General features: G+C 67.1%; 19 protein-coding genes and 1 pseudogene. 9 read left to right on the top strand and 11 right to left on the bottom strand.

The annotated features are described in order from the left end of the window. Positions 1 to 65 precede the first annotated feature (65 nt). Genes L0D17_RS11360 through L0D17_RS11380 form a run of 5 tightly spaced genes read left to right on the top strand, consistent with a single transcriptional unit; the run spans position 66 to position 4,847 of the window. Entirely contained in the window at positions 66 to 761 is a 696-nt protein-coding gene (locus L0D17_RS11360) for an ROK family protein (protein WP_279231767.1), read from the top strand. Further along, positions 718 to 1,953 (top strand): ABC transporter substrate-binding protein, encoded by a 1,236-nt coding sequence (locus L0D17_RS11365; RefSeq protein WP_243095421.1) that lies wholly within the window; start codon positions 718 to 720, stop codon positions 1,951 to 1,953. The genes L0D17_RS11360 and L0D17_RS11365 overlap by 44 nt, the downstream gene beginning before the upstream one ends. A 54-nt stretch (positions 1,954 to 2,007) precedes the next feature. Next, entirely contained in the window at positions 2,008 to 3,117 is a 1,110-nt protein-coding gene (locus tag L0D17_RS11370; RefSeq protein ID WP_039459838.1) for a carbohydrate ABC transporter permease, read from the top strand. Further along, positions 3,117 to 3,923 carry a carbohydrate ABC transporter permease gene (locus L0D17_RS11375; protein ID WP_243095424.1) on the top strand — a complete coding sequence of 269 codons (807 nt, stop codon included), beginning with the start codon at positions 3,117 to 3,119 and terminating at the stop codon, positions 3,921 to 3,923. The genes L0D17_RS11370 and L0D17_RS11375 overlap by 1 nt, the downstream gene beginning before the upstream one ends. A 15-nt stretch (positions 3,924 to 3,938) precedes the next feature. Then, on the top strand, positions 3,939 to 4,847 hold the full coding sequence (locus L0D17_RS11380) for an NADPH:quinone oxidoreductase family protein (protein WP_243095426.1): 909 nt from the start codon (positions 3,939 to 3,941) through the stop codon (positions 4,845 to 4,847). Here L0D17_RS11380 and L0D17_RS11385 read toward each other — a convergent pair. Continuing rightward, positions 4,842 to 5,663, bottom strand: coding sequence for a Rossmann-fold NAD(P)-binding domain-containing protein (locus L0D17_RS11385; protein WP_243095427.1), 822 nt, complete (start codon positions 5,661 to 5,663; stop codon positions 4,842 to 4,844). The genes L0D17_RS11380 and L0D17_RS11385 overlap by 6 nt on opposite strands. 9 nt (positions 5,664 to 5,672) lie before the next feature. Between L0D17_RS11385 and L0D17_RS11390 the strand changes: the two genes are divergently transcribed. Further along, entirely contained in the window at positions 5,673 to 6,575 is a 903-nt protein-coding gene (locus L0D17_RS11390) for an AEC family transporter (protein ID WP_152607388.1), read from the top strand. On the opposite strand, the gene L0D17_RS11395 is transcribed toward L0D17_RS11390, so the two are convergent. The 5 genes from L0D17_RS11395 to L0D17_RS11415 are packed head-to-tail and all read right to left on the bottom strand — an operon-like array spanning position 6,534 to position 10,026. Next, on the bottom strand, positions 6,534 to 6,920 hold the full coding sequence (locus tag L0D17_RS11395; RefSeq protein ID WP_039459830.1) for a hypothetical protein: 387 nt from the start codon (positions 6,918 to 6,920) through the stop codon (positions 6,534 to 6,536). The genes L0D17_RS11390 and L0D17_RS11395 overlap by 42 nt on opposite strands. Next, on the bottom strand, positions 6,917 to 7,603 hold the full coding sequence (locus L0D17_RS11400) for a 16S rRNA (uracil(1498)-N(3))-methyltransferase (RefSeq protein WP_243095429.1): 687 nt from the start codon (positions 7,601 to 7,603) through the stop codon (positions 6,917 to 6,919). The genes L0D17_RS11395 and L0D17_RS11400 overlap by 4 nt, the downstream gene beginning before the upstream one ends. Positions 7,604 to 7,606: 3 nt before the next feature. Then, a complete protein-coding gene (locus tag L0D17_RS11405; protein WP_039459826.1) occupies positions 7,607 to 8,371 on the bottom strand; it encodes a 50S ribosomal protein L11 methyltransferase in 765 nt (254 codons plus the stop codon). A gap of 4 nt (positions 8,372 to 8,375) precedes the next feature. Then, positions 8,376 to 8,972 (bottom strand): helix-turn-helix transcriptional regulator, encoded by a 597-nt coding sequence (locus L0D17_RS11410; RefSeq protein ID WP_039459824.1) that lies wholly within the window; start codon positions 8,970 to 8,972, stop codon positions 8,376 to 8,378. Position 8,973: 1 nt separating this feature from the next. After that, entirely contained in the window at positions 8,974 to 10,026 is a 1,053-nt protein-coding gene (locus L0D17_RS11415; protein ID WP_243095430.1) for an Mrp/NBP35 family ATP-binding protein, read from the bottom strand. Positions 10,027 to 10,100: 74 nt separating this feature from the next. Between L0D17_RS11415 and L0D17_RS11420 the strand changes: the two genes are divergently transcribed. Together L0D17_RS11420 and L0D17_RS11425 are read left to right on the top strand one after the other, a co-directional pair. Then, positions 10,101 to 10,688 (top strand): hypothetical protein, encoded by a 588-nt coding sequence (locus tag L0D17_RS11420; RefSeq protein WP_243095431.1) that lies wholly within the window; start codon positions 10,101 to 10,103, stop codon positions 10,686 to 10,688. 49 nt (positions 10,689 to 10,737) lie between these two features. After that, a complete protein-coding gene (locus L0D17_RS11425; RefSeq protein WP_243095432.1) occupies positions 10,738 to 13,329 on the top strand; it encodes a valine--tRNA ligase in 2,592 nt (863 codons plus the stop codon). Here L0D17_RS11425 and L0D17_RS11430 read toward each other — a convergent pair. From L0D17_RS11430 to trpC, 5 genes and pseudogenes are all read right to left on the bottom strand, one after another. Beyond that, positions 13,313 to 13,784 (bottom strand): annotated as a pseudogene (locus L0D17_RS11430) (DUF6812 domain-containing protein). The gene L0D17_RS11425 and the pseudogene L0D17_RS11430 overlap by 17 nt on opposite strands. Further along, the gene (locus tag L0D17_RS11435) at positions 13,756 to 15,753 is read right to left on the bottom strand and encodes a single-stranded-DNA-specific exonuclease RecJ (protein WP_243095434.1); all 1,998 of its coding nucleotides are present in this window, start codon (positions 15,751 to 15,753) and stop codon (positions 13,756 to 13,758) included. The pseudogene L0D17_RS11430 and the gene L0D17_RS11435 overlap by 29 nt, the downstream one beginning before the upstream one ends. After that, entirely contained in the window at positions 15,750 to 16,064 is a 315-nt protein-coding gene (locus tag L0D17_RS11440; RefSeq protein ID WP_039459814.1) for a LapA family protein, read from the bottom strand. Before L0D17_RS11440 ends, L0D17_RS11435 begins: the two co-directional genes overlap by 4 nt. A 6-nt stretch (positions 16,065 to 16,070) precedes the next feature. Then, a complete protein-coding gene (gene hisA, locus L0D17_RS11445; protein ID WP_243095435.1) occupies positions 16,071 to 16,775 on the bottom strand; it encodes a 1-(5-phosphoribosyl)-5-[(5-phosphoribosylamino)methylideneamino]imidazole-4-carboxamide isomerase in 705 nt (234 codons plus the stop codon). Between the two features lie 4 nt (positions 16,776 to 16,779). Continuing rightward, positions 16,780 to 17,544: an indole-3-glycerol phosphate synthase TrpC gene (gene trpC, locus L0D17_RS11450; protein ID WP_243095436.1), complete on the bottom strand. Its 765-nt coding sequence runs from the start codon at positions 17,542 to 17,544 to the stop codon at positions 16,780 to 16,782. 237 nt (positions 17,545 to 17,781) lie between these two features. On the opposite strand from trpC, the gene L0D17_RS11455 reads away from it, so the two are divergent. Beyond that, complete coding sequence (locus L0D17_RS11455; protein ID WP_423247953.1) at positions 17,782 to 18,186, top strand: VapC50 family PIN domain-containing toxin; 405 nt, start codon at positions 17,782 to 17,784, stop codon at positions 18,184 to 18,186. Positions 18,187 to 18,343 lie beyond the last annotated feature (157 nt).

Consider the following 18,343-nt stretch of genomic DNA (forward strand, 5'->3'; position numbering starts at 1 on the left):
GTAAGATCGTCTAGAGCTCATCCCTCAAGAATACCACCCTTTTACGACAGCCTCTAAGCCCTTTTCTGGCCTCTTTCCCCCTGCCCACCTTGGCGGAGAACGACGCCAAGGCCTCCGCCCTCTCCGAGGTCTTCTTCCACGGGGAGGAGAACCTGGCCTACCTGGTCCTAAGCACGGGCCTTGGGGTGGGGGTGGTGTCGGATGGGCGCCTCCTCCGGGGGGCGAGTGGGGCGGCGGGGGAAGTGGGCCACTGGCTCGGCTCCGGGGAAGCCCCCTGCGCCTGCGGGCGCAAAGGGTGCCTGGAAACCGAGCTCGGCCTTGGAGCCCTACTGCAGCACCACCGAGCCTTGGGAGGAGAGGGGGAGGACCTCGAGACCCTCTTGGCCCAAGCCCAGGCAGGCCACCCCGTGGCCCGAGTCGCCTTGGCCCACCTAGGGAGCGCCCTGGGCCGGTTTTTGGCCAACCTGGCCGTGGCCTACGACCCCGCCCGGGTGGTGGTGGGGGGAAAGGCGGCGGAGCTCTTTTCCTTCCTGGAAGCTCCCCTGCGCCAGGCCCTGGCGGACCACGCCTTTTTGGAAACCCACCGCGCGCTTTCCGTGCAACCCTCCTCCTACGGGCACCTGGCGGCGGCGGTGGGCGGGGCGAGCCTCTTCCTGGCGCGCTTCTTTGAGCTAGGCGGCCTGTGGGCGGAAAGCCCACGTCGCAATGGAGGTAGGTATGAGGAAGTGGCTTTTGGTACTCGGCATGGCCTTGGGGCTTAGCGCCCTGGCCCAGACGGGCAAGCTGGAGATCTTCTCCTGGTGGGCGGGGGACGAGGGCCCGGCCCTCGAGGCCCTCATCCGGCTCTACAAGCAGAAGTATCCGGGGGTGGAGGTCATCAACGCCACGGTGACCGGGGGGGCCGGGGTGAACGCCAAGGCGGTGCTCAAGACCCGGATGCTGGGGGGTGACCCCCCCGACACTTTCCAGGTCCACGCCGGCATGGAGCTCATCGGCACCTGGGTGGTGGCCAACCGCATGGAAGACCTCACCCCCCTCTTCCGCCAGGAGGGGTGGCTCCAGGCCTTCCCCAAGGGGCTCATTGACCTCATTTCCCACAAGGGGGGCATCTGGAGTGTGCCGGTGAACATTCACCGCTCCAACGTCATGTGGTACATCCCGGCGAAGCTCAGGGAATGGGGGGTGAACCCGCCCAAGACCTGGGCCGAGTTCCTCGCCACCTGCGAGACCCTCAAGCGGAAGGGCCTCCAAGCCCCCTTGGCCCTGGGCGAGAACTGGACGCAGCAGCACCTTTGGGAAAGCGTGGCCCTGGCCATGCTGGGGGCGGACGGCTGGAATAACCTCTGGAACGGCAAGCTGAAGTTCACCGACCCCAAGGCGGTGGCGGTCTGGGAAACCTTTGGCAAGGTCCTGGACTGCGCCAACAAGGACGCCGCCGGGCTTTCCTGGCAGCAGGCGGTGGACCGGGTTGTCCAGGGCCAAGCCGCCTTCAACATCATGGGTGACTGGGCCGCTGGCTACATGACCACTACCCTGAAGCTTAAGCCTGGCACCGACTTCGCCTGGGCCCCCTCCCCGGGCACCCAAGGGGTGTTCATGATGCTCTCCGACTCCTTCGGCCTGCCCAAGGGGGCCAAAAACCGCCAGAACGCCCTCAACTGGCTCCGGCTGGTGGGGTCTAAGGAAGGGCAGGACACCTTCAACCCCCTCAAGGGCTCCATCGCCGCCCGCCTGGACTCCGACCCCGCCAAGTACAACGCCTACGGCCAAGCGGCCATGCGCGACTGGAAGTCCAACCGCATCGTGGGCTCCTTGGTCCACGGGGCCGTGGCGCCGGAAAGCTTCATGAGCCAGTTCGGCACGGTGATGGAGATCTTCCTCCAGACCAAGAGCCCGAAGGCGGCGGCCAACGCCGCCCAGGCCATCGCCGACCAGGTGGGTCTCGGCCGCTAAGGGTCCTACTCCCCGTGGGGGCTTCGTCCCCCACGGGGTTTTCCCCGAGGAAACATGCGCGACCGCATCGCGGCATTTTTGGTACTTCTCCCCTCCTTGGTGGCGGTGGGCATCTTCGTCTACGGCTTCATCGGGCAAAACCTCTACGTCTCCCTGAGTGATTGGGGCAAGAACCCCGCCCAGGCCCTGGCCGAGGAGCCCACCCTCCACTTCGTGGGCCTCGCCAACTACCAGGAGCTCTTCACCGGCTTTGTGGACGTGCGCTTCCGCCAAAGCGTGGTGAACCTCATCTTCTTCACCCTCTTCTTCATGGCGGGAAGCCTGGGCCTTGGCCTCCTCCTGGCGGTGGCCCTGGACCAAAGCCCCAAAGGGGAAGGCTTTTTCCGCACGGTCTTCCTCTTTCCCATGGCCCTCTCCTTCGTGGTCACGGGGACCATCTGGCGCTGGCTGCTCCAGCCCCAAGGCGGGGTGAACGTCCTGCCCACCCTCCTTGGCCTACCCCCCTTGTCCTTCCCCTGGCTCACCACAAGGGAGCAGGTCTTGGTCTTTGACTGGAACCAACTTCCCTTCTACACCGCCCTTGTGGTGGGCCTCGTACTCCTTTACGTGGCCTACCGGGCCCACCGGGAAGGGGAAAGGAAGCGGCGCTTCTTCGCCCTCCTTTCGGGCGGCGCGCTTCTCCTTTGGGCCTTGACCTTGGGACGGGGCGTGCACCTTCTTCCCTACCCCGAGCCCCACGGCTTCAGCCTGGCCCTGGTGGGGGTGATCCTGGCGGCCATGTGGCAGATGTCGGGGTACACCATGGCCCTCTACCTGGCGGGGCTTAGGGGGATCCCCGTGGAGGTTTTAGAGGCCGCCAAGGTGGACGGGGCCAACCCCTGGCAGACCTACCGCTACGTGATCCTGCCCCTCCTCGCCCCCATCACCCTTTCCGCCATGATCGTCCTGGGGCACATCGCCTTGAAGATCTTTGACCTGATCTTCGCCATGGCCGGCCTAGACTACGCCCCCACAGACGTGCCCGCCATCTACATGTACCTCCTGGCCTTCCGCGGCAACCAGTTCGCCAAGGGCGCGACCATCGGCATCCTCCTTCTCCTCTTGGTGGCGGTGGTGGTGATCCCCTACCTAGCAAGCCAGCTCCGGAAGGAGGTGCGGCGCTGATGGGCCGGATTATCCTCTACGCCTTTCTCCTCCTCATGGCTGGGTTTTTCCTCCTTCCCGTATACCTGGTCATCCTCACCGCCCTGAAAGAACCCGCCAAGATCACCCTGGACACCGTCTGGCACTGGCCCGACCCCGTCTACTGGGAAAGCTTCCGGATCGCCTGGGAAGCCTTCCGCCCCAAGTTCCAAAACTCCATGGTCCTGGCCGTCTCCGCCACCCTGCTTTCCGCCCTGGTGGGGGCCTTAAACGGCTACGTCCTGGCCAAGTGGCCCTTCCCCGGGTCCAACCTCCTCTTCGCCCTCATGCTTTTCGGGATGTTCATCCCCTACCAGAGCATCCTCATCCCCCTCTTCCAGTTCGTGAAGGCCATCGGGCTTTACGGGACGCTTTTCGGCCTCATCCTGGTGCACGTGATCTACGGCATCCCCATCGTCACCCTGATCTTTAAGAACTACTACAGTGAAATCCCCGACGAGCTGGTGGAGGCGGCCCGGATTGACGGGGCCAGCTTCTTCGGGGTTTTCCGCCACGTGATCCTGCCCCTTTCCGCCCCCGCCTTCGTGGTGGTGGCCATCTGGCAGTTCACGCAGATCTGGAACGAGTTCCTCTTCGCCGTGACCCTGACCCGGCCGGAAAGCCAGCCCATCACCGTGGCCTTGGCGCAGCTCGCCGGGGGGGAGGCGGTGAAGTGGAACCTGCCCATGGCGGGGGCCGTCCTGGCCGCCTTGCCCACGCTTTTGGTGTACATCTTCCTGGGCCGCTACTTCCTCAGGGGGCTTTTGGCGGGGTCCGTGAAGGGTTAGGCGTAGACTGGTCCCATGCAAGCCTGGGTGCAGGAGAAGTTCGGGGGCCCCTTGACGCTCAAAGCGGTGGAAGACCCCACGCCGGGGCCAGGGGAGGTGGTTCTCCAGGTGGAGGCGGTGGGCCTTAACTTCGCCGACCACCTCCTGCGGCTTGGGGCCTACCTCGCCCGGCTCCACCCGCCCTTCATCCCGGGGATGGAGGTGGTGGGGCGGGTGGGCGAGCGGCGCTACGCCGCCCTCATCGGCCAAGGGGGCCTGGCGGAGCGGGTAGCGGTGCCGGAAGCGGCCCTTTTGCCTGTCCCCGAGGGGCTATCCCCGGAGGAGGCCGCGGCCTACCCTGTTTCCTTCCTCACCGCCTACCTGGCCCTGAGGCGGGCGGGGGCGAGGCCGGGGGAAAGCGTCTTGGTCCAGGCGGCGGCGGGGGCCTTGGGCACGGCGGCGGTGCAGGTGGCCAAGGCCCTAGGGCTTAAGGTGGTGGCGGCGGCCTCGAGGCCGGAAAAACTCGCCCTCCCCGAACGCCTTGGGGCGGACCTCACCGCCCCCTACGAGGAGCTACCCGAAAGGGTGAAGGCCCTGGGCGGGGTGGACCTCGTTCTGGAGGTGCGGGGCAAGGCGGTGGAGGAAAGCCTAAGCCTCCTCAAGCCCAAGGGGCGCCTGGTCTACATCGGGGCGGCGGAAGGAGAAGTGGTCCCCATCCCTCCCCTCAGGCTCATGCGCAAGAACCTCGCCGTGGTGGGCTTCTGGCTCGCCCCCCTCATGGGAGAAAGGCCCCTCGTGGAGGAGGCCTTGGGCTTCCTCCTCCCCCGGCTTGGGAAGGAGCTCAAGTCCGTGGTAGGCAGGGTATTCCCCTTTGCGGAAGCGGAAGCCGCCTTCCAAGCCCTTTTGGACCGGAGCCACACGGGGAAGATCGTGGTCCGGCTATAGGCCGAGGTAGGCCTTGGCCGCCGCCAGGTCAAAGAGGGCGTGCCCCACGCTCTTGAAGAGGACGAAGCGCCCCTCCCCCCGCCGGCCCAAGAGGGCCTCCCGCAAGGGGATGACGGGGCGGGCGACCCCTTGGAGCTCCCCCGCCTCCAAGAGGGCGTCCTCCGTGTCGCAGTAGAGGGCGGCTTGGGCCAAGAGGGCCTCCGGCACCTCCCGCATCTCCGGGCGGTAGCTTCCCACCGCCGCCAGGAAGACCCCATCGGGCACCTTAGGGGGCAGGACGGGGGTGGGGCTTGGGGTGGCGGTGACCAGGAAGGCCACGTCCTCGGGGACCTCGGCCCCGGTCCACTCCTCAGCGGCTAACCCCAGCGCCCGCGCCCGCTCCAGGAAGGCCAAGACCCTTTCCCGCCCCCTTCCCCGCACCAGGACCCGGGTGAGGGGGAAGGCCTCGGCAAAGGCCTCGAGGTGGGCCAGGCCCTGGGCCCCCGGCCCCACCACCAGCAAGGCCCCCTCCCGCCTCGGGGCAAGAAGGGTGGCGGCGAGGAGGGAAAGGGCGGCGGTGCGCCTTTGCGTGAGCTCCTCCCCAGGAAGGTGGAAGACCTCCCCCGTGGCGAGGCGCCTCGCCCACACCTCCGCCTGCACCATGGGCGTCCTTTCCGGCTCCACCACCACCAGCTTGCACACCGCCACCTCATGGTCCGCCGCGGGCATCACCAAAAACTGCCCCGTGGGAAGGGGCAGAACCTGGCGCTTCGGCGCCACCCCTCCCTCCAGGAGCACCCGCCGGATGGCCTCCGCCAGTTCCCGGTAGCTCGGCATAGCCCTAAAATGCCCCACATGCAGGCCCTCCTCAACACCGTGGTCCCGGTGGCCCTGGTGGTCCTTTCCGGCTACCTCCTGGGGCGGCGCGTGCCCATGGACCTCTCCACCCTAAGCCGCCTCACCCTCTACCTCCTGGTCCCCGCCCTCATCTTTGACGCCATGTACCGGGCGGAGTACACCCGGGAAGGGCTTTGGGGGCTCGCCTTGGGCTTCACCCTCACCTACGCCCTCCTTTTCCTCGCCATCCAAGGGGCGGGGAGGCTTTTGGGCCTCTCCCCCCAAGCCGCCAAGGGGCTTTTGGTCTGCAGCCTCTTCCCCAACTCGGGGAACATGGGCCTTTCCCTCACCTACTTCGCCCTGGGAGAGGAGGGCCTTAGGCGGGCCGTGGTCTACTTCATCCTCTCCAGCGCGGTCATGTTCGGGCTCGGTCCCGCCTTCATCCGGGGTGGGGGGCTTCGGGAAGGGCTTCGCCTCACCCTGCGCCTTCCCCTCTTCTACGCGCTTTTCCTGGGCCTTCTCCTAAAGGCCCTGGGGATCGCCCTCCCCTTCCGCCTGGACGAGGGGGTGCGGCTCATGGGCCAAGCGGCCATCCCCGTCCTCCTCCTCACCCTGGGGATGCAGATGGGCCAGACCCGCTTCCAGGTGGGCGCCTTTGAGGCCACCGCCAGCGCCCTTAGGCTCCTCCTCGCCCCCCTCCTGGCCTACGGGGTGGGCCTCGCCTTAGGGCTTCCCCGGCTAGAGCACCAGGTCCTGGTCCTCCAGTCCGCCACCCCGGTGGCGGTGAACGCCTTCCTCATGACCCGGGAGTTCGGGGGAGACGCCCTCCGGGTGGCCAGGAGCGTGGTGGTTTCCACCTTCTTCGCCTTCCTAACCGTTCCCCTGGTCCTCTACCTCATCGGGGTCCGGTAGACGGGGGGTTCCCAGGTCCAACTGGAAGAGCACCGCCCCCTCAAAAATCCCCACCAGGCGGTGGTACCCCTCCTGGAGGGGAAAACGGGCCTCATATGCCCCAAGGTTCTCCAGGAAAAGCGCCCGCTCCAGGATTAAGCGCTCCTCCCGGTACCACTTGAGGTGGAGGTAGCCAGCTCGGGGAAGCCGCTCCACCCTCAGGGAAAGCCTCGCCTCACCTTCCCCAGGGACGAGCCTCGCCACCACGAAGGGCCGCTCGGGCGGGGCGGGCTTGCCGGGATCCAGGGGAAGGAAGGTGTAGCGGCAGGCGGAAAGGAAAAGGAGGAGGAGAAGGAGGCCCCTCATCTTCCCTCCCCCGCGGTGCACAGGGCGAGGAGGGCGAGGGCGGCGGTTTCCGCCCGGAGGATCCTCCGCCCCAGGGTGACGGGGGTAAAGCCCCGCTCCTGCAAAAGCTCCACCTCCTCCTCGGCGAAGCCCCCCTCCGGCCCCACGGCCAGGGCCAGGGGCTTTTCCAGGTCCAAGACCCCCCGCACCAGGCGGCTTGCCCCCACGTGGGCCACGAGGCCTTGGGGCACCTCCGGCACCGCCTTCAGGGGAATGGGGGGGAGGACCTCGGGCAGCTTGAGCCTCCCCGACTGCTTGGCCGCCTCCACGGCGATGGCCTGGAGGCGCTTAAGCTTCCCCTCCCCCATCTCCTTGGGCACGCTGTGCCGGGTGACGAGGGGTTGGATGCGGGTGGCGCCAAGCTCCGTGGCCATGCGCACCACCTCGGCCAACTTATCCCCCTTAAGGAGGGCCATGTAGAGGACCACCTCCACCCCCACCTCCCGCTCGGGGCGACGCTCCTCCAGGATGCGGTAGCGCACCGGGGGGCCCAGGTCCACCACCTCGGCTAAGGCTTCCCGCTCGGCGTCAAACACGGTGAAGCGGTCCCCCACTCGGGCCCTGAGCACCTCCAGGAGGTGGCGGCTTTCCCGAAGGGAAAGGACGCCGGTGAGGCCGGGGCTATAGGCGCGGTGGGGGCGCATGGGCTACCTCCGGTGGGCGAGGAGGACCCACTCCCCCTCCTCCGCCTCCTCTAAGGGGAGAAGGCCCGCCTCCCGAAGGACCTCCCGCACCAAGGGGGCCTTTTCCTTCAGGATCCCCGTGAGGAGAAGCCTCCCCCCGGGGGCCAAGGCCTCCCGGTAGCGGGGGGCGAGGGCTTGGTGGAGCTCGGCGAAGAGGTTCGCCACCAAAAGGTCAAAGGGGCCATAGGGAAGCGCCTCCTCCAGGCTTCCTTCCAGAAAGCGGACGGAAACCCCATTCCTGCGGGCGTTTTCCTCCGCCTGGGGCAAGACGGTGGGGTCTATGTCCACCCCCAAGGCCTCCGCCCCCAGCTTGGCGGCGGCGATGGCCAGGATGCCGCTTCCCGTGCCCAGGTCCAGCACCCTCTCCCCAGGGGCGAGGTGGCGGGCCAAGGCCATGAGGGCCAGGCGGGTGGTCTCGTGGTGCCCGGTGCCGAAGGCCATGCCGGGCTCAATGACCAGGGGGATCTCCCCTCCCTCCCAACGGTGCCAAGGGGCCAGGACCACGAAGGGCGGGGCCAAGGCGGGCTTCAGATCGCGCCGCCAGGCCTGAAGCCAGTCCTCGTCCGGCACCTCCTCCCAGACCCCCCCGTGGGGCAGGTCCACGGGCGCGGGGAAGTAGGCCAGGACCTCCCCTTCCCGTTCCCAAAGCCCCCGCGCCCCCCGGTCAAAGAGCTCGGGGATGAGGGCGTCCAGTTCCCAGGGCGTGCCCTTTAGGCGGTAGACCCACACCCCGTCATTCTACGCGGTAGCGGCAGCAGCTTCCCCCCTCGGCCAGCCGTTCCTCCCGGTGGATGGGGAGGCCCAAAAGCTCCTGGTAGGCCAAGAGCTCGCTTTGGCAAAGGGCCTCGTGCTCCCGGGAAAGGGCGAGCTTGGGACATCGGCGCTGGCAGAGGTAAAGCCTTCCCCCCTCCTCCACCACCTCCGCCTCGTAGCCCTGGGTCTTGAGAAAGGCCGCCAAGCGCTCCAAGCGCTCCCGCAGGGGAAGGCCCTCGAGGTTCAGGGGGGCGAGGAGCCGCCGGTTCCTTTCCAAAAGGAGCCGCACCACCCCCTCCTTCCCCAAGGCCCCCTCGAGGCCCCTCAGCACATCCCCGCAAAGGGCGGCGTAGGGCGCCCCCTCGTCCTGGGCCTGGTAAAGGCGGTAGGGACGGCCCCGCCCCGGGCAGCGGCGCACCTCCGAGCGCACCAGCCCCCGGGCCTCCAGGTCCTCCAGGTGCTTGCGGGCCGCCACCTGGCTGATCCCCAAGGCCTCCGCCACCTCCTTGGCCGTGCGGGGCTTGACCCTGAGGAGGTCCAAAACCCGTTCCTTGGTGCCTTCCACAAGAAGGGCCATGTCAGGCCATGGGCAAGGCGATGAAGGTCTGAACGCTCAAACTGGCGGCGAGCTCCCGGGCCGCCCGGCGGAAGGCCTGGGCCTCCGGCCCCTCCGGGTCCTGGACCACGATGGGCGTGCCCCGGTCCCCGCTTTCCCGCAAGGGAAGGGTGAGGGGGATCTCCCCCAGGAAGCGGGCCTTAAGCCTCTCGGCGAGCCGCCTTCCGCCCCCCTCGCCGAAGATGGGGGTGGGCTTCCCGCAGTGGGGGCAGAGGAAGGCGCTCATGTTCTCCACCACCCCCAGGATGGGCACCTGCACCTTCTTAAACATGTCCGCCGCCCGCTCGGCGTCTATGAGGGCCACCTCCTGGGGCGTGGTGACGATGACCCCGCCGGAAACCTGGGTGAGCTGGGCCAGGCTAAGCTGCACGTCCCCCGTGCCCGGGGGCAGGTCCACCACCAAATAGTCCAGCTCCCCCCAGTTCACCTCCTCCAAAAACTGCTTCAGGGTGCCGTGGAGGATGGGCCCTCGCCAGATCATGGCCTGGCCCGGGGGGACGATGTTGGCCATGGAGAGGACCTTGATGCCGTGGGCCTCCAGGGGGAGGATCCTGCGGTTTTGGTCCACCTTGAGCTTTTGCCCCTCCAGGCCGAACATCTTGGCCTGGCTCGGCCCGTAGAGGTCGGCGTCCAAAAGCCCCACCTGGGCCCCTTCTTGGCGGAGGGCCAGGGCCAGGTTGGCGGCCACGGTGCTCTTCCCCACCCCACCCTTGCCTGAGGCCACCGCCACCACGTGCTTCACCCCGGGGATGGGGTATTTTTCCGGGGGGCGCACCCCCCCGCCGAAGCGGACCCGCACCTCCTCGAGGCCCAAGGGGAGGAGGGCCCTTTGGATGTCCGCCTCAATCTGCCCCTTGAGGGGACAGGCGGGGGTGGTGAGGTTCACCAGGACCTCCAGCCTTTTGCCCTCTAGCCGCACCTCCCCCACCATGCCCAAGGACACCAGGTCCTTCCCCAGCTCGGGGTCCATCACCGTGCGCAGGGCCTCGAGGACCCGCTCTTCGGATAGCGCCATACCGGGCCTAGAGTATACCCGGCGATAGCTTTGGGCAAGGGGTGAAAGCACAATGAGGGCGTATACTCCTCCTTATGCACCCCGCCTGGCAAAAACGCCGCTTCTTTGAGCTCCACTTGGCCTGGCTCATCCAAGGGCCCAAGGGGTATGAACTCCTCTTCAAGGTGAACCCCTATAGCCTCTACCCCACGCGGGAAGAGGCCCTAAAGGCCGCCAAGGCGCTCCTCGAGGGGCGCCTGGACCAAGACCCCAAGGTGGGGCGCCACAAGGCCCCCGTGCTCCTATCGGACGAGGACCGCACCCGCTTCCTGGTGCTCCTCCAAAGCGGCAAGGCCCTTCTGCCCCTGGGCCGCTACGCCCTTTTGGGAGAGGTGGCGGAGGTGGAAGAGCGCCTCCTCCACCGCGCCCCCTTCCGCGAGGCCAGCAACGTGCTCCATAGCCTAAAGGGGGTACCCGTGCGCCTCCTCCACACCCCCCTCAACGACCCGGAGGCGGAAAGCCGGGAGGTGGCCCAAGGAAGCCTGGAAGTCCTCCCGGAGGGCATCCGGGTGGGAGGGGTTTTCCTCCCCATCCCCCCCGAAACCCCCATTGAGGGCCTGGCCTACGAGGAGGCCTTCTTCCACCTGGAAAACGGGCGCTACTACCTCTACGCCCTCCCCTAAGCCCCGCCCTGGCCTTCCCCTAGCCCGCCCGGGTAAAGTGATGGATAGCATGGACCTACCCAAGGCCTACGATCCCAAAGCGGTGGAACCCAAGTGGGCGGAGAGGTGGGCAAAAAACCCCTTCGTGGCCAACCCCAAAAGCGGCAAACCCCCCTTCGTCATCTTCATGCCGCCCCCCAACGTCACGGGCTCCTTGCACATGGGCCACGCCCTGGACAACTCCCTCCAGGACGCCCTCATCCGCTACAAGCGCATGCGGGGCTATGAGGCGGTCTGGCTCCCCGGCACCGACCACGCCGGCATCGCCACCCAGGTGGTGGTGGAGCGCCTCCTCCTCAAGGAGGGCAAGACCCGGCACGACCTGGGCCGGGAGGCCTTCTTACAGCGGGTGTGGCAGTGGAAGGAGGCGTCGGGGGGGACCATCCTCAAGCAGCTTAAGCGCCTTGGAGCCAGCGCCGATTGGAGCCGGGAAGCCTTCACCATGGACGAGAAGCGCTCCAAGGCGGTGCGCTACGCTTTTTCCCGCTACTACCATGAGGGCCTGGCCTACCGCGCCCCCCGGCTCGTGAACTGGTGCCCCCGGTGCGAGACCACCCTCTCCGACCTGGAGGTGGAAACCGAGCCCACCCCGGGAAGGCTCTACACCCTGCGCTACGAGGTGGAAGGGGGCGGCTATATAGAAATCGCCACCGTGCGCCCGGAAACGGTCTTCGCCGATCAGGCCATCGCCGTCCACCCCGAAGACGAGCGCTACCAAGGCCTGATCGGCCGGCGGGCCCGCATCCCCCTCACGGACATCTGGATCCCCATCGTGGCCGATAGCGCCGTGGAAAGGGAGTTCGGCACCGGCGCCCTCAAGGTGACCCCGGCCCACGACCCCCTGGACTACGAGATCGGGGAGCGGCACGGGCTTGAAGCGGTCTCCGTCATCAACCTGGAGGGGAGGATGGAAGGGGAAAGGGTGCCCGAGGCCCTCAGGGGCCTGGACCGCTTTGAAGCCCGCAGGAAGGCGGTGGAACTCTTCCGCGAGGCGGGGCACCTGGTCAAGGAGGAGGAGTACACCATAAGCCTCGCCACCTGCTCCCGTTGCGGCACCCCCATTGAGTACGCCATCTTCCCCCAGTGGTGGCTTTCCATGAAGCCCTTGGCGGAAAAGGTCATATGGGGCCTGGAGCGGGGGGATATCGCCTTCGTGCCCGAGCGCTGGAAGAAGGTCAACCTGGACTGGCTCAGGAACGTCAAGGACTGGAACATCTCCCGCCAGCTTTGGTGGGGCCACCAGATCCCCGCCTGGTACTGCGAGGACTGCGGGGCCATCAACGTCCCGCGCCCCGAGCGCTACCTGGAAGACCCCACCCTCTGCGAGGCCTGCGGAAGCCCGAGGCTCAAACGGGACGAGGACGTCTTTGACACCTGGTTTTCCTCGGCGCTTTGGCCTCTTTCCACCCTGGGCTGGCCCGAGGAGACCGAGGACCTCAAGGCCTTCTATCCCGGGGACGTCCTGGTCTCGGGGTATGACATCCTCTTCCTCTGGGTTTCCCGCATGGAGGTCTCCGGTTACCACTTCATGGGGGAAAGGCCCTTTAAGACCGTGCTCCTCCACGGCCTGGTCTTGGACGAGAAGGGCCAGAAGATGTCCAAGTCCAAGGGGAACGTGATTGACCCCTTGGAAATGGTGGAGCGCTATGGGGCCGACGCCCTTCGCTTCGCCCTCACCTACCTGGCCACCGGGGGGCAGGACATCCGGCTGGACCTCCGCTGGCTGGAGATGGCCCGCAACTTTGCCAACAAGCTTTACAACGCCGCCCGCTTCGTCCTCCTTTCCCGGAAAGGCTTCCAGCCAAAGACGGACACCCCCACTCTAGCGGACCGCTGGATGCGAAGCCGCCTGGACCGGGGGGTACGGGAGATCACCGCCCTCTACGAGGCCTTGGACCTGGCCCAGGCGGCACGGGAAATCTACGAGCTGGTCTGGAGCGAGTTCTGCGACTGGTACCTGGAGGCGGCCAAGCCCGCCCTCAAGGCCGGGAACGCCCACACCTTAAGAACCCTGGAGGAGGCCTTGGCCACCCTCCTCAAGCTTCTCCACCCCATGATGCCCTTCCTCACCAGCGAGCTCCACCAGGCCCTCACGGGCAAGGAGGAGCTGGCCCTCGAGGCCTGGCCCGAGGCCCAGGGCAAGGAGGACAAGGAGGCGGAGGCCGCCTTTGAAGCGCTAAAGCAGGCGGTGACAGCGGTGCGGGCCTTACGGGCCGAGGCCGGGCTTCCCCCGGGGCAGGAGGTGCGGGTCTACCTGGAAGGGGAAGTGGCGCCCGTGCGGGAAAACCTCGAGGCCTTCCGCTTTTTAGCCCGGGCCGAGCTCCTTGAGGAAAAGCCGGAAAAAGCCTTGGTCAAGGCCTTGTCCAAGGTCACCGCCCGGATGCCCTTGGAGGGGCTTCTGGATGTGGAGGAGTGGCGGCGCCGGCAGGAAAAGCGGCTTAGGGAGCTCCTGGAGCTAGCGGAAAAGAGCCAAAGGAAGCTCTCCGCTCCCGGCTTCCGGGAAAAGGCACCCCGGGAGGTGGTGGCGGCGGAGGAGGCCAGGCTCAAGGAAAACCTGGAGCAAGCGGAAAGGATCCGCGAAGCCCTCAGCCAAATAGGGTGAGACGGGGGTCGTGGGCCTCGCCCGGGGCCTCGGCCACCGCCTCCGCCAGGCGGAGGTTGAGGGTGACGAAGGGAAAGCGCTCCACCGCCACGATGGGGCGGTCGGGGCGGAGGATGTATAGGCGGGCTTCCAGGAGGGTCTGGAAGGGTTTGGCCTGGGAGAGGTAGTCGGAAAGCCGCACCCCCCGGGGCACCAAAAGCGCCCCCGCCAAGAGGTATTCTCCAAAAAGAAAAGCCAGGGACCGCCTTTCCAAAAGCGCCGGGCTCGTGCGGGGCTCCGCCGCCTTGCCCCCCACCACCCACTGGATGCGCTCCTTTCTTAAGGCCAAAAAGCTCGTGCTCGCCTTCAGGTCCTTGGCCTCGGGTGGGTGAAGGTACCCCGGGGTATATCCCATAGACCCGGTAGGCCTGGGTATAGTTCCGGGCCTCATGGGCTTCCCGCGGTTGCTTGTACACGGCTTACCTCCCAGTACGCCAATAACGCCTCGCTGAAGAGGGCCGGGTGCCGCCGCTCGTAGGCAAAGAGGAGCCGCCGGGCGATGTGGGCCTTCAGGGCCTCCTCCGGGGTGTCCAAGGCGGGGGGTATGGCCAGGCGCCGCTTGGCCTCGCTCCCCAAGGCCACGTCCACCCGTCGGACCACGGGGTAGGGGGGGAGGCCGAGCCAAAGGGAAGCCTCCTCCGGGGGCAGGAGGGCAAAGCCCTGGGCCTTGGCGTAGGCAAGCCCCTCCCGGTTCCCTTCCGGGATGTAGACCCCCTCCCCCATCCGGGCCCGGGCCAAGGCCTCCCCCAGGGCAAGGGGGTGGGCGAAGGGCTCCCCCTGGCCAAGAAGCTCCCCGGGCACCCGGAAGTCCAGGGCTTGGGCCTCATAGCTCACGGTGCCGTTGAAGCGGTTTTCCGTGAGGAGGACCGCCGCCTCCAGGGGGTTTGGCACCTCTTTATCCCCCACACGCCAGGCCACCACCCGCACCCCTTGGAGCCGGAAAGCCAGGTGCCTGCCCTCCCCCATGGTCCGCACCTCCTCGGGGCTTCCCGCAAGCAAAAAGAGGGGCTCGGGGTTCCCGGCGCCGAAGGGCTCCAGATCCTGTAAGGCCCGGTAAAGCTCCGCCAGGCGTGAGGCGGGGGGAAGGGGGCCCAGAAGGGGCACCTCCTGCACGGGGTCGGGGAAGCGGGCGGCGTAGGCCTCTATCCGCCTTTGGAACTCGGGGAAGCGGGCCTCGTCCAGGGCAAAGCCCGCCGCCTCCTTGTGGCCCCCAAAGCGCAAAAGGAGGTCCTCTGCCTCCGTAAGCGCCCCCACGGCGCTGATGGGGGGAAGGCTCCGCACCGTGCCCTTCCCCTGGGCCACCAAGAAGACGGGGCGCAAGGTGGCCTCGAGGATCCGGCTCGCCACGATGCCCATCACCCCGGGGTGGCCCTCGGGATCCTGAAGGACGATGGCCTTGGCCTCCGGGTCGGCCTGGGGGAGAAGCCTCCTTAGCATCTCCTCCTCTATGGCCTGGCGACGGGCGTTAAGGCGGTTTAGCTCCTCCACCAAGGCCCGGGCCTCGGCTTCGCTGTCGGTGAGGAGGAGGCTTAGGGCCTTCTCCGCCTCCCCCAGGCGGCTTGCGGCGTTGATGCGGGGGGCGATGCGGAAGGCCACCTCTACCGCCTTGCCCGTGTAGCCCACCGCCTCGGCCAGGAGCCTAAGGCCCACCCAGGGCGAGGCGGGGATGCGGGCGAGCCCCTCGCGCACCAAGGCCCGGTTCCAGCCCCAAAGGGGAGCCACGTCGGCGATGGTGCCCACCGCCGCCAAATCGGCGTAGTCCAGGGGCGGCCCTAGCCCCAGGCGTTCGTGGAGGGCCCAAAGGAGCAGGAAGGCCACCCCCGCCCCCGTGGGGTGTTCCCCAAGCCCGGGGGTGTAGGCGGGGTGGACCACCAGGCCCGGGGGCGGGGTTTCCTTGGGGGTGTGGTGGTCGGTGACCAGGACCTCCAACCCGCTTTCCACCAGCTCCCTAAGCTCGGCGTGGTTGGTGATGCCGCAGTCCACCGTTACGAAGACATCCGCCGCCTCCAAGTGCTCGGGGATGCGGTCCATGAGGACGCCATAACCCTCCTCCAGGCGGTGGGGAATGAAGGGGTGGACCTCGGCCCCCAGCGCCCGAAGCCCCCGCACCAAAATGGCGGTGCCCGTGAGGCCGTCGGCGTCGTAGTCTCCGTGGACGCGGATGCGCTTCCCCTCCCGAATGGCCCGGGCGAGGAGATCCGCCGCCTCCTCCAGGCCCTTCAGGGGTAGCCGGGTAAGGGGGGGCTTCAGGTCCTCCCGCCGCCTAACTCCCCGGTGCCTGTAGGCCAAGGCCGCCTCGGGCCCCACCCCGAAGCCCTGCATGAGGCCAAGCCACTCCGGCACGGAAGGCAGGGGGAGGAGGCGCCAGCGGACCCTTTCCCTCATGGCTCTTCCCGATCGGGGATGCGGGGGATCTCCTCAATCCGCTCCCGTTTTAGGGCGTTCACCTCCCCCTGGAGCCGCCGCACCTCCCGGAGAAGGGCCCGCCGCCCCCCCATGCCGGCAAGCCAAAGGGCCAGGGCGTAAAGCCCCCCCACTAAAAAGCCCAAGGCGTAGACGGCGGGAAGGACCAGGTAAAGGGGCCACGGCCCCCAGGGGGTGGGCACCTCCAAGAAGGGGTAGGTGAGGTAGAGGTAAAGCCCCGCCCCCGCCACCCCGAGGCTCACCAGGAGAAAGGTCCAGTGGACGAGCTTCATACCCCCTTAGGATACGGCGAAGTCCTTGAACCGTATCCTACCCTCGTAAAGGGCCTTCCCCACCAAGGCCCCTTCCACGCCAAGGCGCTTAAGGGCGAGAAGGTCCTCCGGCCCCGCAATCCCCCCCCCGGCGATGAGGGTGTGGGGCCAAGCCTCACGCACCCGGGCCACCACCTCCAGGTCCAATCCCTTCAGCGTCCCGTCCCGGCGCACGTCGGTGTAGATGACCCAGCAGACACCCATGGCCTCCCAGGTCCGAAGGAGGTCTAGGGCAGAAAGGGGCGTGGCCTCCTGCCAGCCGGAAACCACCACGCTAAGCCCCCGGGCGTCCAGGGCCACGGCAAGCCGCTCTGGGCCCGCTTGGGCCAACATCGTCTCCAGAAGGGCAGGGTCCTTCGCCGCCACCGTGCCCACCACCCCCCGGCTCGCCCCCAGGGAGAGGACCTCCTGTAGGCTCTCCAGGGAGCGGATCCCCCCGCCCACCTGGAAGGGGACGAAAAGCGCCTCGGCGATGCGGGAAAGGGCCTCCCGGTTATCCCCGGTGCCCAGGGCCCGGTCCAGGTCCACCAGGTGCAAAAGCCTCGCCCCCTCTTCCTGCCAGCGGAGCGCCGCCGCCACTGGGTCTCCGTAGGCGGTTTCCGCCTCGGGACGCCCCTCGTAGAGCCGCACCGCCTTGCCCCCCTTGAGGTCCACTGCGGGGATGACCAGCATGGGGCTATCCTACAAGCTCCCGCACCGCCCCCTCCAAGTCAGGGTTGCGCATGAGGCTCGTGCCGATGAGGACGGCGTCAAAAAGCCCTTCCAAGGCCTTGAGTTCCTCCCGTCGGCCATAGCCCGACTCCGCCACCAACATCCCGGAAAAGCCCCGGTCCCGGGCCAGGCGGCCCAAGCGAGGAGCGGTGGAGAGGTCTATGCGCAAGGTGGCGAGGTCGCGGTTGTTGATGCCGAGGATTTCCGCCCCGGCCTCGAGGGCCAGTTCCAGCTCCCTTTCCGTGTGCACCTCCACCAGGGCGTCCAAGCCCAACGCCCTCGCCCTTTCCAGGTAAGCCCCCGTGAGCTCCCCCAGCACCGCCACGATGAGAAGGGCGGCGCTCGCCCCAAAGGCCCGGGCCTCCTCCAGCATGAAGGGGTCCACCACGAAGTCCTTGCGCAAAACCGGGAGGGGTACCCCCTTCCGCACCCGCCAAAGGTCCTCCAAGCTCCCTCCAAAGTGGTGGGGCTCGGTGAGGACGCTAAGGGCCCGCGCCCCCCCACGGGCGTAGGCCTGGGCCGCCTCCACGGGATCCACCTGCCGGATAGCCCCTTCGGAGGGGCTTTGCTTCTTCACCTCGGCGATGAGGGAAAGGCCAGGAAGGAGGAGGGCCTTCCTGAAGGAAGGCACAGGCGGGGGAGCGGGCAAGGGGTACGGGGCCACCTCTTGGGCCCGCTTCCGGGCGATCTCCCCCAGCACCCCCGGCACCCGGGAAAGGTCGGGCCGCATGGGAATAGTGTACCCGAGTTTTAGAATTGGGTTATGCTACCCCGCATATTATTTTTAGATGCCTGCGTCCTCTATCCCACCCAAACCCGGGACCTCTTCATGGGATTGGCCCTAGAAGGACTCGTGCGGCTTAAGTGGAGCCAACGGGTGCAGGAAGAATGGATCCGAAACCTCCTAAAGGACCGACCAGGACTGACTCCTGAACAAGTGAAACGGATCAGGTCCACACCATCTAAAATGAATGAGCTTTTGCAAGCGCAAGAACCCCTGGTGGAAGGGTACGAAAACCTGGTTACTCAGGTTCATCTTCCCGACGAAGACGACCGCCACGTGGTGGCCGCCGCTTATTGGGGCGGAGCGGAAGCCATCCTCACCTTTAACATCAAGGACTTCCCAGAACCGGAGCTCAGCCGCTTTGACCTCGTGGCCCTACATCCTGATGATTTCCTGTTAGAGCTCGCAGGGGCTTTAATCCGAAAAAGCTTCATACCGGAACCCCTCCTTACCATCCTGCGCAACCAAAGATGTCAACTGCGCAACCCTCCTCTAACCCAACACCGCTTCGTAGAGAGCCTAAGAAGGGCCGGTCTCATCTCCTTCGCCAGTCTTCTCACTGAAAGTTCATACGTTTCCCGACTATAAGGCCCTGACCTCTCATCACTTTTCCCACCCCTGTACCAGTTGCTGAAGAAGACCTGTGAGCGTCCGCGCCGCCACACTCCGCAGGGAGGGGGGCCCCTGGGCCAGAAGGAGGCGGGCTAGTCGGAAAAGGCTCTGCCGCTCCGGATGCGCCACCACC

The sequence above is a fragment of the Thermus thalpophilus genome, assembly GCF_022760915.1.
Classification (GTDB): Bacteria; Deinococcota; Deinococci; order Deinococcales; family Thermaceae; genus Thermus; species Thermus thalpophilus.

Coding starts and splice junctions, on each gene's coding strand:
- L0D17_RS11420 (WP_243095431.1), top strand. CDS start 10,101: ATGCACCCCGCCTGGCAAAAACGCCGCTTCTTTGAGCTCCACTTGGCC.
- L0D17_RS11385 (WP_243095427.1), bottom strand. CDS start 5,663: ATGCCGAGCTACCGGGAACTGGCGGAGGCCATCCGGCGGGTGCTCCTG.
- L0D17_RS11380 (WP_243095426.1), top strand. CDS start 3,939: ATGCAAGCCTGGGTGCAGGAGAAGTTCGGGGGCCCCTTGACGCTCAAA.
- L0D17_RS11400 (WP_243095429.1), bottom strand. CDS start 7,603: ATGCGCCCCCACCGCGCCTATAGCCCCGGCCTCACCGGCGTCCTTTCC.
- L0D17_RS11390 (WP_152607388.1), top strand. CDS start 5,673: ATGCCCCACATGCAGGCCCTCCTCAACACCGTGGTCCCGGTGGCCCTG.
- L0D17_RS11410 (WP_039459824.1), bottom strand. CDS start 8,972: ATGGCCCTTCTTGTGGAAGGCACCAAGGAACGGGTTTTGGACCTCCTC.
- L0D17_RS11425 (WP_243095432.1), top strand. CDS start 10,738: ATGGACCTACCCAAGGCCTACGATCCCAAAGCGGTGGAACCCAAGTGG.
- L0D17_RS11395 (WP_039459830.1), bottom strand. CDS start 6,920: ATGAGGGGCCTCCTTCTCCTCCTCCTTTTCCTTTCCGCCTGCCGCTAC.
- L0D17_RS11365 (WP_243095421.1), top strand. CDS start 718: ATGAGGAAGTGGCTTTTGGTACTCGGCATGGCCTTGGGGCTTAGCGCC.
- hisA (WP_243095435.1), bottom strand. CDS start 16,775: ATGCTGGTCATCCCCGCAGTGGACCTCAAGGGGGGCAAGGCGGTGCGG.
- L0D17_RS11435 (WP_243095434.1), bottom strand. CDS start 15,753: ATGAGGGAAAGGGTCCGCTGGCGCCTCCTCCCCCTGCCTTCCGTGCCG.
- L0D17_RS11440 (WP_039459814.1), bottom strand. CDS start 16,064: ATGAAGCTCGTCCACTGGACCTTTCTCCTGGTGAGCCTCGGGGTGGCG.
- L0D17_RS11455 (WP_423247953.1), top strand. CDS start 17,782: ATGAATGAGCTTTTGCAAGCGCAAGAACCCCTGGTGGAAGGGTACGAA.
- trpC (WP_243095436.1), bottom strand. CDS start 17,544: ATGCGGCCCGACCTTTCCCGGGTGCCGGGGGTGCTGGGGGAGATCGCC.
- L0D17_RS11370 (WP_039459838.1), top strand. CDS start 2,008: ATGCGCGACCGCATCGCGGCATTTTTGGTACTTCTCCCCTCCTTGGTG.
- L0D17_RS11415 (WP_243095430.1), bottom strand. CDS start 10,026: ATGGCGCTATCCGAAGAGCGGGTCCTCGAGGCCCTGCGCACGGTGATG.
- L0D17_RS11375 (WP_243095424.1), top strand. CDS start 3,117: ATGGGCCGGATTATCCTCTACGCCTTTCTCCTCCTCATGGCTGGGTTT.